We start from the raw sequence: 14,115 nt of genomic DNA, 5'->3' as shown, positions 1-14,115 counted from the left end.
CTCGCCGGACGGCTACCTGCTGGTGACGCTATGCCCGACCACAGACATCCGCCGGAACTGCCTCCACCCCTGTGGGCGGAGCGGCACCGACGTCGTCACCTGTGGACGACACTACGACGAACGCTTGTTCGACCAAACCGACACGCCGGTGTCCCCGGCAAGATCCGGACCGGCCGCAAGGTCAGCGACGACTGCGGCGCACGGGATCGTCGGGATCGATGCGGTGGAGCCAACGCGTCGACTCGTCGAGCTGCATCTCGTCGCACACGGCGTCCCAGACCTGCCGAGGGGGCACACCCTCGGCGAGCGCCGCCGCGGCCGTCCTGCCACCGGCGCCGGGAAGCACGAGGTCCTCGGCGACCGACCGGCCGTACCCCGGACCGAACGTCTCGTCGAGGACCTGCCAGAACTCCGAGTGCTTCACCCGACCAGCGTGCCACGGTTGCGGCGCACGAGGTGGTCGACGGCTGCCCGCGCCGAGGCGTCCCCGCCCCATGTCGGCGCCTGGCGGCACAATGGCCTGGTGCTGCCGTTCTCCGATGCGACCCGGGCGTGGTTCTCCGACGCCTTCGCCGAGGCGACGCCGGCACAGGCAGGTGCGTGGGACGCGGTCGCGTCCGGGGAGCACGCCCTCGTCGTCGCGCCCACCGGCTCCGGCAAGACCCTCGCGGCGTTCCTGTGGGCCGTCGACCAGATGCTCACCGGCGATGTCCCCGAGCCCGCCGAGCGCTGCCGCGTCCTCTACGTCTCCCCGCTCAAGGCCCTGGCCGCCGACGTCGAGCGGAACCTGCGCTCCCCGCTCGTCGGGATCTCCCACGCCGCCGCACGGCTGGGCGTACAGGTCAACGACGTCCGCGTGGGCGTGCGGACCGGGGACACCCCCGCCAACGAGCGGCGCCGGATGGCGACGCACCCGCCGGACATCCTCATCACCACGCCGGAGTCCCTGTACCTCGTCCTGACCTCCGCCGCGCGAGAGGGGCTGCGCGGCAACACGACCGTCATCGTCGACGAGGTGCACGCCGTCGCCGGGACCAAGCGCGGCGCGCACCTGGCCGTGAGTCTCGAGCGGCTCGACGAGATGCTGCCCGCGCCGGCCCAGCGCGTCGGCCTGTCCGCCACTGTCCGGCCGGTGCCCACGGTCGCGAGCTTCCTCGCCGGGCACCGCACGCCGGCCGACGGCGGACGGCACGTCCGCGTCGTCCAGCCGGGTTCCAGCAAGGAGCTCCGCGTCGACGTCGTCGTCCCGGTCGAGGACCTCTCCGACCCGTCGGCGACGCCCCTGCGCTCGGCGGCCCGCGTGCCGCCCGACGACGGGCCCGACCTCTCGGGTGACGCCGCCGGGCCGCTGCCGGAGCAGCGGCAGCCGTCCGTGTGGCCGCACCTGACCGAGCGGCTCGTCGACCTCGTCGCTGCGCACCGCTCGACGATCGTGTTCACCAACGGCCGCCGGACCGCCGAGCGGCTCACGGCCCGCGTCAACGAGGAGTGGCAGGCCCGCATCGAGGACGCCGAGGACGCCGAGGGCGCCGCCACCGACGGGACCCCTCGGCCCGACGCCGGCGCCACCTGGGCGGCGGACGTGCCGGGCCAGTCCGGCACCGCCCTGGCCGTCGACGAGGCGGTCGTGCGGGCGCACCACGGCTCGATGAGCCGTGAGGAACGCGTGCGGACGGAGTCGGCGCTCAAGAGCGGTGGGCTGCGTGCCGTCGTCGCCACCTCGTCCCTCGAGCTGGGCATCGACATGGGGGCCGTCGACCTCGTGGTGCAGGTGGGCGCCCCGCCGTCGGTGGCCGCGGCGCTGCAGCGGATCGGTCGGGCCGGGCACCAGGTGGGCGCCGTCTCGCACGGCGTCGTGCTGCCCACCCATCGGGGTGACCTGCTGCCCTCCGCCGTCGCCGCCACCCGGGCGCGCGACGGGCTCATCGAGGAGCTGCAGGTTCCGGCGAACCCCCTCGACGTGCTCGCCCAGCAGGTGGTCGCGATGCTCGCCGTCGAGGATCTGCACGTCGACGAGGTCGCCGCGCGGGTGCGCCGCGCCGCTCCCTACGTCTCCCTCGGGGAACGGTCGCTGACCGCGGTGCTCGACATGCTCGCCGGCCGCTACCCCAGCGAGGACTTCGCCGAGCTGCGCCCCCGGATCGTGTGGGACCGCTCGACCGGCACCCTCAGCGCCCGCCCGGGCGCGCTGCGGCTCGCGACGACGTCCGGCGGGACCATCCCGGACCGAGGCATGTACGGGGTTTTCCTCGCCGGAGGTTCCGTCACGGACGGTGGTGACGCAGACGCCACGGCCTCGGCCGCCGCGCGGACCGGGGCCGTCATCGCTGCCGGGCGGACTCGCGGCGGCCGGCGGGTGGGTGAGCTCGACGAGGAGATGGTCTACGAGTCCCGGGTGGGTGACACGTTCACCCTCGGCACGAGCACGTGGCGGATCGAGGAGATCACCCCGGACAGGGTCCTCGTCAGTCCCGCGCCGGGTCAGCCGGGTCGGCTGCCGTTCTGGAAGGGCGACTCCCCCGGCCGGCCCGCCGAGCTCGGTCGGGCGCTCGGTGCCACCACCCGTGAGCTGGTCGCCGGCCTGGACTCCGGCGGCGACGCGGGGGCACGGCTGCGCGACGCCGGCCTGGACGAGTGGGCCGCCGACAACCTGCTCGGCTACCTCGACGCGCAGCGGGAGGCCACCGGCCGGTTGCCGGACGACCGCACGATCGTGCTCGAGCGTTTCCGCGACGAGCTCGGTGACTGGCGGGTGGTGCTCCACTCCCCGTTCGGCGCGCCCGTGCACGCCCCGTGGGCGATGGTGCTGGCCACCCGGCTGCGCGAGGCCACCGGCATGGACGTCCAGGCGGCGCCCAGCGACGACGGCATCGTGCTGCGCCTGCCGGACACCGGTGCCGACGGCGGACCGCTCGACCCTCAAGATCTGGTCCTCGAGCCGGCCGAGGTGTCCGGTCTGGTCGTCGAGGCGCTGTCCGGGTCCGCACACTTCGCGGCCAGGTTCCGGGAGGCGGCGGCCCGCTCCCTCCTGCTGCCCCGCCGTCGGCCGGACCGCCGCCAGCCGCTGTGGCAGCAGCGCCACCGCAGCGCCCAGCTGCTGTCGGTCGCGTCCGCGCACCCGGACTTCCCCGTGGTGCTCGAGGCGGTCCGCGAGTGCCTGCAGGACGACTTCGACGTCCCGGCACTGACCGAGCTGATGGCCGCGATCGGTCGGCGAGAGATCCGCCTCGTCGAGGTCACCACCGCCTCGCCGTCCCCGTACGCGCGCTCGCTGCTCATGGGCTACGTGGCCCAGTTCCTGTACGAGGACGACGCTCCCCTCGCCGAGCGGCGCGCCGCGGCCCTGGCGCTGGACCCGGCGCTCCTGGCCGAGCTCGTCGGCTCCGACCTCGGCGATCTCGCCGACCTGCTCGATCCCGAGGCGGTGGCCGAGGTAGCCGCCAGCGTCGGTCTGCGCACCGACGCGTCCCGGGTCCGGGACGCCGAAGCGCTGTTCGACCTCGTGCGCCGCCTCGGCCCGATCACGACGGCGGAGCTGGCCGAGCGCTGCACGGCGCCCGAACACGTGTCCGGCTGGCTCGACGACCTCGCGGTCCGGCGGCGGGTGCTGCCCGTCCGCGTGGCCGGCGAGGAGCAGTGGGCGGTGCTCGAGGACGCCGCCCGGCTGCGGGACGCGCTCGGGACAGCGTTGCCGGTCGGGCTCCCGGAGGCCGTGCTCGAGCCGGTCCCCGACCCGCTCGGCGACCTGCTGCGCCGCCACGCCCGTACGCACGGTCCCTTCACTGCGCACCAGGTGGCCGACCGGTTCGGGATGGCGGTCGGCGCCGTGCATGCCGGCCTCGCCGAGCTGGTCCGTACCGGACTGCTCGTCGAGGGCCGCCTCGACCCGGCCGGCTCCGCCGACACGGTGGAGTACTGCGACGCGGAAGTGATGCGCCGGATCCGCCGCCGCTCGCTCTCCCGGTTGCGCAGCGAGGTCGAGCCCGTGCCGCCGCACACGCTCGGCGTCTTCGCGCCGCGGTGGCAGAACGTGGCGACCGCGGGCAGCGCACCGGAGCTGCGCGGCACCGACGGGCTGCTCACGGTGATCGACCAGCTCGCCGGCGCGCTCGTGCCCGCCTCGGCGCTCGAGTCGCTGGTGCTGCCGGTGCGGGTGCGGGACTACCACCCCGGGATGCTCGACGAGCTGACGGCCGCAGGTGAGGTCGTGTGGGTCGGTGGCGGATCCTTGCCGGGGGTCGACGGACTCGTGGCCCTGCTGCCGGCGGACGCCGTCCCCGATCTCGCGCCACCGGCCGGAGCGCCGCCGGAGAGCCCGCTGCACGCCCACCTGCTCGATGCCTTGGCCTCCGGCGGCGGTCGGTTCTTCCGTGACCTCGTGCCCCCGGACTCCGCCGACGCCGACGGTCGCCCGGTGCGGACGGCGAACGAGGATGTGCTCGAGTCGCTGTGGGACCTCGTCTGGGCCGGCCTGGTCACCAACGACACCCTCGCCCCGGTCCGCTCCCGGCTGGCCGGGGGCAAGCCCGCGCACGCCTCGCGCGCGCCCTCGGCCCGCCCGCGCGCGGTCCGGTCCGGCCTGCGCCGCGGCGCACTGAGCCGGGCGGGACTGGCGGCCGCGAGCCGCGGATCGTCGTCGGTGAGCCTGCCCGCCGCCGCCGGACGGTGGTCCCTGCTCCCACGCACCGGTGCAGAGCCGGGCGACGACACGAGCGGCCGAACCGCACGGGTCGCGGCCGCCACGGCCTCGCTGCTGGAGCGGCACGGCGTGCTGGTCCGCGGCGCTGCCGGGCTGGACGACGTCGGTTTCGGCGCCGCCTATCAGGTGCTCCGGCGCCTGGAGGACTCCGGCCAGGTTCGCCGCGGATACCTGGTCGAGGGTCTCGGCGCCGCCCAGTTCGCGCTGCCGGAGGTCGTCGACCGCCTGCGGGCGGACGCCGCGGACCTCGCGGCACGTCGCGAGGGCTCGGGCACCCGGCGGGTCCACCTGCTGGCCGCGACCGACCCGGCGAACCCGTACGGCGCCGCGCTGGCGTGGCCTCCGGGACCGGAGGGTGAGGGGCACCGCCCGGGACGCAAGGCCGGCTCCGTCGTCGTCCTGGTTGACGGCGCCCTGGTGCTCTACGTCGAGCGCGGCGGGCGGACCATGCTGTCCTTCGACGACGACCGTGCCGCGTTGGCCGCCGCGACCTCGGCGCTCGCCGAGCGGGCCGCCACCGGGGCGCTCGGTCCGCTGACCCTGCGGCGGATCGACGGGACACCCGCGCTGCAGCAGGTCGGCCCGGTCGTCGAGGCCCTGCGCAGCGCCGGGTTCGGTGTCACGCCACAAGGCCTGCGCCTGCGCGCGGCCCAGGCGGTTCGCCGATGAGGTTCATCGACCTCAGCCACCCGATCACGAACGGGATGGTCACCTACCCGGGACTGCCGGAACCCACGATCAGCGAGCACCTCTCGCGCGAGGCCTCCCGCACCGCCTACGCCGAAGGCACCGAGTTCCTCATCGGCCGCGTCACGATGGTGGGCAACACCGGCACCTACCTCGACGCCCCCTTCCACCGGTACGCCGACGGCGCGGACGTCGCCGGCCTCCCGCTCGACCGCCTGGCGGACCTCGACGCCGTCGTCGTCGTCCCACCCGGCGGCTCCGTCGACGCGTCGGCCTTCCACGACGTCGACGTGTCCGGCCGCGCCGTGCTCGTGCGGACCGGGCGCGACCGCCTCTGGGCGACCGATGCCTACACGATGGACGCGCCGCACCTCACCCAGGACGCCGCGACCTGGCTCGTCGAGCACGGCGCCGCCCTGGTCGGGATCGACGCCGCCAATATCGACGACACCTCCGAGGCCTCCGGCGGCGAGCGTCCGGTGCACACCACGCTGCTGGGCACCGGAGTACCGATCGTCGAGCACTTGACCGGGCTCGACCGGCTCCCGCCGGAGGATTTCCGGTTCACCGCGGTGCCGGCGCCGGTGGTCGGGATGGCCAGCTTCCCGGTCCGCGCGTTCGCCGTGGTCGAGCCCTGACATCTAGGCGGCGGGCGGCGGGTTGCCGCTGCACAGCCCGACCCACCGCCCGTCCGGGTCGGCGATCTCGGCCCACCAGCCCATGCCCTCGCCGATCTCGGTACGCGGCACGCTGACCCGCCCACCGGCGGAGACGGCGGCGTCCAGCGTGGCCTCCAGGTCCGCGACGTTGACGTAGACCCGCACCGACGGCGCAGTCGGGGTGCCGGTCTCGGCGCGGTACAGACCACCGACCAGCACGTCACCGCTCAGAATTCCCGCGTAGTTGGCGTCATCGCCGAAGCTCGTGTAGGTCCAGCCGAACACGGCGCTGTAGAAGTCCCTGCCGGCGACGATCTCGTTCACCGGGATCTCCCACCAGGTGACGGTGTTCAGCGGCGCGGCGGGCACGTCGGACGTCTCGGACATGGCTGCTCCCTCGCGATCACCCCGGGACGGGCGTGCCCGGGTACCCGAGCATCCTGCTCCCGGCACGCAACCGGCGCCAGACCCGCGGCCGCGGACGATGTGCGCCCGAGCGTCTACCCTTCCCGGGTGAGCGCGATCCGCAGCGTCAAGCTGCCCGACCTGGTCCTCGGCGAGCCCTCGGCGCGGCCGACCGTCATCGTGCCCGTGCTCGGCGCGACGGCAGAGGAGATCGCCTCGCAGGTGGCTGACTTCGCGGGCCGGGACGTCGACCTCGTCGAGTGGCGGGTCGACCACCTGGCCGCTTCCGCGGACGCCGGCGCGGTCCTCGACGCTGCCACCGCGGTGGCGACCCGTCTCGGCGGGAGACCGCTCCTGGCCACCGTGCGCACGGCCGCGGAGGGCGGGGCGGCCGACCTCTCGGACAGGGAGTACGCGCGGCTCGTCCAGGCGCTCGCGGGCTCGGGCGTCGTCGACATGGTCGATGTCGAGCACGGCCGCGAGTCGGCGGTCGAGGCGATCGCGGCCGCCCGGGGCGCCGGCGTCCCCGTCGTCGTGTCCGCGCACGACGTCGTCACGACGCCGCCGGTCGAGGAGATGGTCGACCGGCTCCGCGCCATGCAGGACTCGGGCGCCGACGTGGTCAAGCTTGCCGTGACGCCGCACAGCCAGGCCGACGTCCTGGCGTTGCTGGAGGCGACGTCGACGATGCACACCGAGCACGCGCGGGTGCCGGTCATCACGATGGCGATGGGACCGCTCGGGATGGTCACGCGCCTGGTCGGGCACCTCTTCGGGTCGGCCGCGACCTTCGCCTCGGCCGGCCGGGCGTCGGCCCCGGGCCAGCCGGGGCTGGCGGACCTGCAGTCCGTGCTGGACGCCGTCGCGCGGGTGACCGCTCCCGCGCAGGCGCGTCCTGCCGGAAGCTGACGTGCCCGAGGGCGACATCGTGCTGCGGACGGCCCGCCGCCTCGACGCGGCGCTGGCCGGCCAGGTGCTCGTGCGCGGGGAGCTGCGCTGGCCGGACCTGGGCGGGACCGACCTGGCGGGGGTCGCCGTCGTGGTCAACGCCACCTACGGCAAGCACCTGCTGACGCGCCTCGCGGACGGGCGGACGCTGCACACGCACCTGCGCATGGAGGGCCGATGGCGGCTCGTGCGCACACGTGACCTGATGGAGGGTCGCAGCCGTGCCGACCGCTCGCCCCAGGTGCGTTCCGTCCTGGCGAGCGACGCGTGGACGGCGCTCGGCATCGACCTCGGGATGATGGACCTGCTGCCGACCGCTGAGGAACGCCGTGTCCTCGGCCACCTCGGCCCGGACGTTCTCGCGGACGACCTCGACGTCCGCGCCGCAGGGGAACGGATCCTCGCCCAGGGAGACCGCGTCGTCGCCGAGGTGCTGCTGGACCAGACCGTCGTCGCGGGGCTCGGGACCATCTACACGGCCGAGGCGCTCTGGACCCATCGAATCTCACCCTGGGCGCCCTCGTCGAGCGTCGAGGACTCGGCGGAGGAGCTGGTGCGGACAGCCCGGCGCCTCATGCTGCGCTCCGCCGATTCCCGCACCCCGACGGCGACCGGCGACAGCCGCCGCAGCAACGTCCACGGACGTGAACGGCGGCCGTGCCCCCGCTGCGGGACACCGGTCGGCCGGGGCGTCGCGGGATCCGGGCCCCAGGCACGGCAGATCTTCTACTGCCCTACCTGCCAGTCCCGCACATAGACCACGAGCCCCGGATCGGCTCCGGGGCTCGTGGTGAGAACTCTTCCAGTGCGGACGTCAGGCGACCGGCGAGAGCAGGTCCTGCTCGCGGTGCACCAGCTCGTCCGGGACGGTGTCGGGGACGTGCACGCCTTCGGCGACGGCGACCCGTTCGGACACGGCGCGAAGCACGAAGCTCAGGGGCACGTTGAGCGCCTCGCAGATGGAGGCAAGCAGCTCGGAGGACGCTTCCTTCTGGCCGCGCTCGACCTCGCTGAGGTAGCCGAGCGAGACACGGGCAGCGGACGAGACCTCGCGCAGGGTTCGCCCCTGTCGCTGGCGCGCCTCGCGAAGCACGTCGCCGATCTCACTGCGAAGCAGGATCATCGTGCTGCCCTCCTCCCCTGCCCGGCTGGGCGATGTCGTCCTACCGTACCCCGGGCGGGGGGCGGGACGCGCTACGAACCGGCCCGCGGGTCGGCCCTGGGGGCGACGGAGGCTGAGCTCCTCGCCGCTGTGGATGTACCTGGTTGTCATCATCACTGTGGTCAACGCGTGCGGTACCGGCGTTGTTCCCGACCCGCGAACGTGACTTCGCCGAGCAGCGCCACGGCGACGCCCACCGTAGCGGCACTGACTTCCCTGCGCCCACCGGCCAGGTGCAGCGACCGGACCGCCACCGTGCCCGACGGGCCGCCGGGTCCGAGGGCGGCGACGTGCACGGTGCCCGCCGCGTGACCGTCCGCGGGGCCCGGGCCGGCGACGCCGGTCGTGGCCAGCGCGTGGTCCGCGCCGAGCAGCCGGGCGGCACCGGCGGCCATCTGTCGCGCCACCTCCGGGTGGACGGCGCCGCGACGCTGCAGAAGATCCGCATCGACGCCGAGCACGCCGGACTTGAGGTCCTTCGCGTAGGCGACGACGCCGCCGCGGAGCACGACGCTCACCCCCGGCACACTGACGAACAGGGCGGTCAGCGTCCCGCCGGTGAGCGACTCGGCGACCGCGAGCGTCCCGCCCCGAGCAGCCAGGCCTTCGACGACCTCGCGGACGTGGGTCATCCGCCCTCGAAGGACTGCCGGTCGTCCGCGTCCGCCCTTCGTCCCGAGGAGGCGATCTGCACGGCCTTGACGACGTAGTCGACGCCGGTCAGCACGGTGACCGCTAGGGCGAGCAGCACGACGACGAGGGCCACCAGCAGGATCACGTCCACCAGGGCACCGGTGAGGAACCCGTCCCACGGCACCAGGAGCATGAGGATGAACGCGATCTGCAGGACCGTCTTGGTCTTCCCGCCCTTGCTGGCCGCCATCACTGCGCGGCGCATCATGACGAAGCGCAGCAGGGTGATGCCGAGCTCGCGGACGATGATGACGATCGTCACCCACCACCACAGCAGCCCGTCCATGGACAGCAGCACGAGCGCCGAGATGACCAGTGCCTTGTCGGCGATGGGGTCGGCGAGCTTGCCGAAGTTCGTGACCAAGCCGTGGCGGCGCGCCAACGTGCCGTCGAGCTTGTCGGTGGCCGCGGCGGCGGCGAAGACCAGCGTCGCCGCGACCTGGGCGCCCGTGGTGCCCTGCAGGAACAGGACGATGAAGACGGGCACCATCAGGATGCGCACCATCGTCAGCACGTTGGCGATGTTCCACAGCGGAACCGGGGCGGGGCTCCCGGAGGCGGGGTTCGTCGCGGGGTCGGTCGTCACGGCACCACCCTAGAGCCCCCCACATCGACCAGCAGCCGCGACGGCCGCAGCCGACGGTCGGCGTGAGGCATGCCGCATCCGGGCCAGGATCTCGACGCCGTAGGCTGCCCCGTATGCCAGGTGGGACCCGTCGTCACGCGCGCGTCGAGCGGCCGGTACGCCGGTTGGTGGTACCCGTCGTCGCGGGACTGCTCGTCGTCGCCGCGGCCGTGGCGGGGCTGACCGTCGGTGCCGGACCTTTCGATGGGGGCATGCCACCACCCGACGGCGGAAGCACGGCCGGACCCTCGACGCCGGCCTCGCCGTCGCCGCCCGCCAGCCCGTCGCCGAGCCCGACGCCGACCGCCGAGGTAGCGACGTTAACGATCATGTCGGCGGGCGACATCCTGCCGCACACCTCGGTCAACGAGGCCGCCGAGGTGCCGGGCGGCGGATGGAACTTCGTGCCGCTGATGTCCGCCGTCGAGGAGTGGACCTCCGGTGCCGACCTGGCGCTGTGCAACCTCGAGGTCCCGCTCGCCCCGCCCGACGAGGAGGTCACCGCGTACCCGGTGTTCGGAGCTCCGGAGGAGCTCGTGCCCAACCTGGCTGAGCTCGGTTGGGACGGCTGCACGTTGGCGACGAACCACTCGATGGACCGTGGGATCGAGGGCCTCGAGCACACGCTCGACGTCTTCGACGAGCACGGCATGGGACACGTCGGCACCGCGCGGACCCAGCAGGAGGCCCAGCAGCCGCAGCTGTACCGGCTCGAGCGCGGCGGGCAGGAGATCGTCGTCGCCCACCTGGCCGCGACCACCCTCGACAACGGGCTCTCGGCCCCGGCGGACAAGCCGTGGGCGGTCACGAAGGTGGACACCGACACCCTGACCGAGCAGGCCCGCGCTGCCCGGGAGGCGGGCGCGGACCTCGTGGTCGCCTCGATCCACTGGGGCACGGAGTACGTCCACGAGCCCATCGAGGAGCAGCTCGAGATCGCCGACGCGCTGGCGGCGGGCGGCCAGATCGACCTGATCTTCGGCAACCACTCGCACACGCCGCAGCCGCTCGAGGAGCTGCCGGGCGGCCCCCGCGGGGACGGCATGTGGGTGGCCTGGTCGATGGGCAACTTCATCTCCAACCAGGACGACCGGTGCTGCACGATGGAGACCGGCACCGGCGTCATGGTCACCGCCACCGTCGAGGCGCCGGTGGACGCTCCGGCACGGGTGAGCGGCCTGGAGTGGACCCCCGTGACCGTCGACCGGGTGGGCGGCCAGAAGATCTACCCCCTCGAGGACCTGGTCGCCGGTGATCGGCCGGCGGGGCTGGCCCTCGACGACGCCACGCTGGCCCGGCGGGACGCTCGGGTCACCGAGGTGATGGGCACCGAGCGGGAGCGGCTGGAGGCGCCGGAGCCGACCGGCCCGGAGCCCGAGGTCGTGCCGCGCGAGTGACCCGGCGCACCCAGGTCGATCCGACGAACGGTCTGACTCAGCGACCGGTCAGACCCCAGGCGTCCTCGCTCTCCTCGCTCTCGGCCTCGTCGTCGTACGCGACCGCCTCCGGTGGCAGGTGCCCCCGGACGCCGTCGGCGTAGCGGTCCTCGGCCGCCTCGGGCACGCTCGCCGGCGGCTCGTGGTCGCCGTCGTCGCCGTCATCGACATCCGCGGCCGGCTCGTCGCCCCGGATGCGGGCCAGCGTGTCGGGCAGGTCGTCGGGCTGGACGAGCACGTCGCGGGCCTTCGACCCCTCGGACGGCCCGACGATCTCGCGCGACTCGAGCAGGTCCATCAGGCGACCGGCCTTGGCGAAGCCGACGCGGAGCTTGCGCTGCAGCATCGAGGTCGAGCCGAACTGCGTGGTGACGACGAGCTCCGCCGCCTGGAGCAGCAGATCGAGGTCGTCACCGATGTCCTCGTCGATCTGCTTCTTCTTCGCGGGGACGACGACGTCCTCGCGGTAGCTGGGCTGCAGCTGTTCCTTGACGTGGGTCACCACCGCGTGGATCTCCGACTCGGTGACCCAGGCGCCCTGCACACGCATCGGCTTGGCGGACCCCATCGGCAGGAACAGCGCGTCACCCTGACCGATGAGTTTCTCGGCGCCGGCCTGGTCGAGGACCACGCGGGAGTCGGCGAGCGAGGAGGTCGCGAACGCCAGCCGCGAGGGCACGTTCGCCTTGATCAGACCGGTAACGACGTCGACGGAGGGGCGCTGCGTGGCCAGCACCAGGTGGATGCCGGCCGCCCGCGCCAGCTGGGTGATGCGCTGGATGGAGGCCTCGACGTCGCGCGGCGCCACCATCATGAGGTCGGCGAGCTCGTCAACGATGACCAGCAGGTACGGGTAGCTCGAGATCGTCCGCTCGCTGCCGGCCGGCGGCTTGAGCCTGCCGGCACGTGCGGCGGCGTTGAAGTCGTCGATGTGCTTGAACCCGAAGGTCGAGAGGTCGTCGTAGCGGGCGTCCATCTCCCGCACCACCCACTCGAGTGCCTCGGCGGCCTTCTTCGGGTTGGTGATGATCGGGGTGATCAGGTGCGGGATGCCCTCGTAGATGGACAGCTCCACCCGTTTCGGGTCGACCAGCACCATGCGCACCTCTTCCGGGGTGGCCCGCATCATGACGGAGGTGATCATCGAGTTCACGAAGCTCGACTTACCGGCGCCCGTGGCACCCGCGACCAGCAGGTGGGGCATCTTCGAGAGGTTGGCGATGACGTAGCCGCCCTCGACGTCCTTGCCGACGCCGACCACGAGCGGGTGCTCGGTGCGCCGCGCGACGGAGGAGCGCAGGACGTCACCCAGGACGACGGTCTCGCGGTCGGTGTTGGGGATCTCGACGCCGATCGCCGACTTGCCCGGGATCGGCGAAAGGATCCGTACGTCGGCGCTGGCGACGGCGTAGGCGATGTTCTTGCTCAGCGCGGTGATCCGCTCGACCTTCACACCGGCGCCGAGCTCGACCTCGTAGCGGGTGACGGTCGGGCCACGGGAGAACCCGGTGATCGAGGCGTTGACCGAGAAGTCGGTCAGAACCTTGGTGAGGGCGTCCACCACCCGGTCGTTGGCGGCCGATCGGGCCTTGTGCGGGGCTCCCTTCACCAGCGTCTCGTCCGACGGCAGGGTGTAGACGACGTCGGGCGCGAGCTCGAGCTGCTCGGCCCGGGCAGGCAGCGGCTTGTTGGGCGGGGCCGTGAGCTCCGCCTCGGACTTGTCCCCACCGGCCGAGTCGGCGGTCGCCGCGGTCGTGGGCTTGTCGCGCTTGCGGCCCGGCTTGGCGGGAGCGTCGCCGTCGGCCGGTGCCCGCTCGGCGGCGCGGGCGAAGGCCTCGTCCGCGGCGTACTCCCCCGGCACGACCGGCTCGCCGCCCTCGTCCTTCGCCGCCCTGCCGGACTTCTTCTTGCGACGCCGCGGCGTCGGCGGACGCGCGGTGCCGTCGGAGGAGACGAGCTCGGTGGTCGCGTCCTCGGCGTCGGCCGGGGAGCGGCCGAGGATCCAGTCCAGGCCGGCGCGCAGCCGCTGCGGGACGGCGGCGACCGGCGTCGCGGTCAGGACGAGGACGCCGAACAGGCCGATGAGCACGAGGATCGGGACGGCGCCCCACTCGCTCAGCAGGATCGTCAGGGGCGTGCCGAACAGCCACCCCAGCAGACCGCCGGCGCGCTCGACGGCCGGGAAGTCGGCCGTCGGGTCCGGCAGGTCGGAGCTGATGTGCACGAGTCCGCAGACCGCGGCGATGAGTTCGGTGCCACCGATGGCGACACGCACGTCCGCACGAACCTGGTCCGGGTGGCGCATCGTTCGCACCGCCATGACGACGAGCACGACCGGCAGCAGCACCCCGAGCACGCCGACGACACCGGCCGCAGCGTGGTGGATGACGGCGCCGGCCATGCCGGAGAGCCCGAACCACTCACGCAGCGCGATGACGATGGCGAGCCCGAGCAGCAGGAACGCGAACCCGTCGCGGCGCAGCGCCGGGTCGATGTCCTTCGCGCCCGAGCCGACGCGGCGTGCGGTGCCACCCACCAGGTGCGCTCCTGTCATCCAGATGCCTTTGACCATACGCACCGGCAGCGGGCTGCGCTTCGGGCGCGACGATGCCGCCGACCGCCCGCCGCCACGGGTCCGGAGACTGCTCCGTGACTTGCTGCGGGAGCTGTTCCGGGACGCTCGTGTCGTCGAGGCCGACCGTCCGGGGGAAGTCGTACGGGTAGCCATGTCACGTCCCAACCTAACGGTGACACGCCGAACAGCTCGTCATCGGCGCGCCGGACCGCCCGATCCGGCGCTC

At 73.6% G+C, this 14,115-nt stretch carries 11 protein-coding genes; 5 read left to right on the top strand and 6 right to left on the bottom strand.

Features of this window, described 5'->3' with window-relative positions; translation table 11 throughout:
* Positions 1-181 precede the first annotated feature (181 nt).
* Positions 182-424 carry a DUF3046 domain-containing protein gene (locus ABD907_RS09820; RefSeq protein ID WP_345216067.1) on the bottom strand — a complete coding sequence of 81 codons (243 nt, stop codon included), beginning with the start codon at positions 422-424 and terminating at the stop codon, positions 182-184.
* Positions 425-520: 96 nt separating this feature from the next.
* On the opposite strand from ABD907_RS09820, the gene ABD907_RS09815 reads away from it, so the two are divergent.
* Complete coding sequence (locus ABD907_RS09815) at positions 521-5,368, top strand: ATP-dependent helicase (RefSeq protein WP_345216183.1); 4,848 nt, start codon at positions 521-523, stop codon at positions 5,366-5,368.
* Positions 5,365-6,024, top strand: a complete 660-nt coding sequence (locus ABD907_RS09810; protein ID WP_345216066.1) for a cyclase family protein — start codon at positions 5,365-5,367, stop codon at positions 6,022-6,024. The genes ABD907_RS09815 and ABD907_RS09810 overlap by 4 nt, the downstream gene beginning before the upstream one ends.
* A 3-nt stretch (positions 6,025-6,027) precedes the next feature.
* On the opposite strand, the gene ABD907_RS09805 is transcribed toward ABD907_RS09810, so the two are convergent.
* A complete protein-coding gene (locus ABD907_RS09805) occupies positions 6,028-6,432 on the bottom strand; it encodes a VOC family protein (RefSeq protein WP_345216065.1) in 405 nt (134 codons plus the stop codon).
* Between the two features lie 126 nt (positions 6,433-6,558).
* Between ABD907_RS09805 and aroD the strand changes: the two genes are divergently transcribed.
* Both aroD and ABD907_RS09795 read left to right on the top strand, forming a co-directional pair.
* Positions 6,559-7,359, top strand: a complete 801-nt coding sequence (gene aroD, locus ABD907_RS09800; RefSeq protein WP_345216064.1) for a type I 3-dehydroquinate dehydratase — start codon at positions 6,559-6,561, stop codon at positions 7,357-7,359.
* Between the two features lies 1 nt (position 7,360).
* Positions 7,361-8,155, top strand: a complete 795-nt coding sequence (locus tag ABD907_RS09795; RefSeq protein ID WP_345216063.1) for a DNA-formamidopyrimidine glycosylase family protein — start codon at positions 7,361-7,363, stop codon at positions 8,153-8,155.
* A 57-nt stretch (positions 8,156-8,212) separates the two neighbouring features.
* On the opposite strand, the gene ABD907_RS09790 is transcribed toward ABD907_RS09795, so the two are convergent.
* The 3 genes from ABD907_RS09790 to pgsA all read right to left on the bottom strand — a co-directional run bounded on the left by ABD907_RS09790 (position 8,213) and on the right by pgsA (position 9,839).
* Positions 8,213-8,521, bottom strand: a complete 309-nt coding sequence (locus ABD907_RS09790) for a helix-turn-helix domain-containing protein (RefSeq protein ID WP_345216062.1) — start codon at positions 8,519-8,521, stop codon at positions 8,213-8,215.
* 161 nt (positions 8,522-8,682) lie between these two features.
* A complete protein-coding gene (locus ABD907_RS09785) occupies positions 8,683-9,192 on the bottom strand; it encodes a CinA family protein (RefSeq protein ID WP_345216061.1) in 510 nt (169 codons plus the stop codon).
* Entirely contained in the window at positions 9,189-9,839 is a 651-nt protein-coding gene (gene pgsA, locus ABD907_RS09780; RefSeq protein ID WP_345216060.1) for a CDP-diacylglycerol--glycerol-3-phosphate 3-phosphatidyltransferase, read from the bottom strand. Before pgsA ends, ABD907_RS09785 begins: the two co-directional genes overlap by 4 nt.
* 113 nt (positions 9,840-9,952) lie before the next feature.
* Between pgsA and ABD907_RS09775 the strand changes: the two genes are divergently transcribed.
* Positions 9,953-11,275, top strand: a complete 1,323-nt coding sequence (locus ABD907_RS09775) for a CapA family protein (RefSeq protein ID WP_345216059.1) — start codon at positions 9,953-9,955, stop codon at positions 11,273-11,275.
* A gap of 37 nt (positions 11,276-11,312) precedes the next feature.
* Here ABD907_RS09775 and ABD907_RS09770 read toward each other — a convergent pair whose 3' ends face one another.
* Complete coding sequence (locus ABD907_RS09770; protein WP_345216058.1) at positions 11,313-13,868, bottom strand: DNA translocase FtsK; 2,556 nt, start codon at positions 13,866-13,868, stop codon at positions 11,313-11,315.
* Positions 13,869-14,115: the final 247 nt, after the last annotated feature.

It is taken from the genome of Georgenia halophila (genome assembly GCF_039541595.1).
The sequence above is the reverse complement of the archived record's forward strand: the minus strand, read 5'-3'. Positions and strand labels throughout refer to the sequence as shown.

What these genes read in the sequence shown, in the direction of transcription:
- ABD907_RS09775 (WP_345216059.1), top strand. Translation starts at nt 9,953, where the DNA reads ATGCCAGGTGGGACCCGTCGTCACGCGCGCGTCGAGCGGCCGGTACGC.
- ABD907_RS09785 (WP_345216061.1), bottom strand. Translation starts at nt 9,192, where the DNA reads ATGACCCACGTCCGCGAGGTCGTCGAAGGCCTGGCTGCTCGGGGCGGG.
- ABD907_RS09770 (WP_345216058.1), bottom strand. Translation starts at nt 13,868, where the DNA reads ATGACAGGAGCGCACCTGGTGGGTGGCACCGCACGCCGCGTCGGCTCG.
- ABD907_RS09810 (WP_345216066.1), top strand. Translation starts at nt 5,365, where the DNA reads ATGAGGTTCATCGACCTCAGCCACCCGATCACGAACGGGATGGTCACC.
- ABD907_RS09790 (WP_345216062.1), bottom strand. Translation starts at nt 8,521, where the DNA reads ATGATCCTGCTTCGCAGTGAGATCGGCGACGTGCTTCGCGAGGCGCGC.
- ABD907_RS09805 (WP_345216065.1), bottom strand. Translation starts at nt 6,432, where the DNA reads ATGTCCGAGACGTCCGACGTGCCCGCCGCGCCGCTGAACACCGTCACC.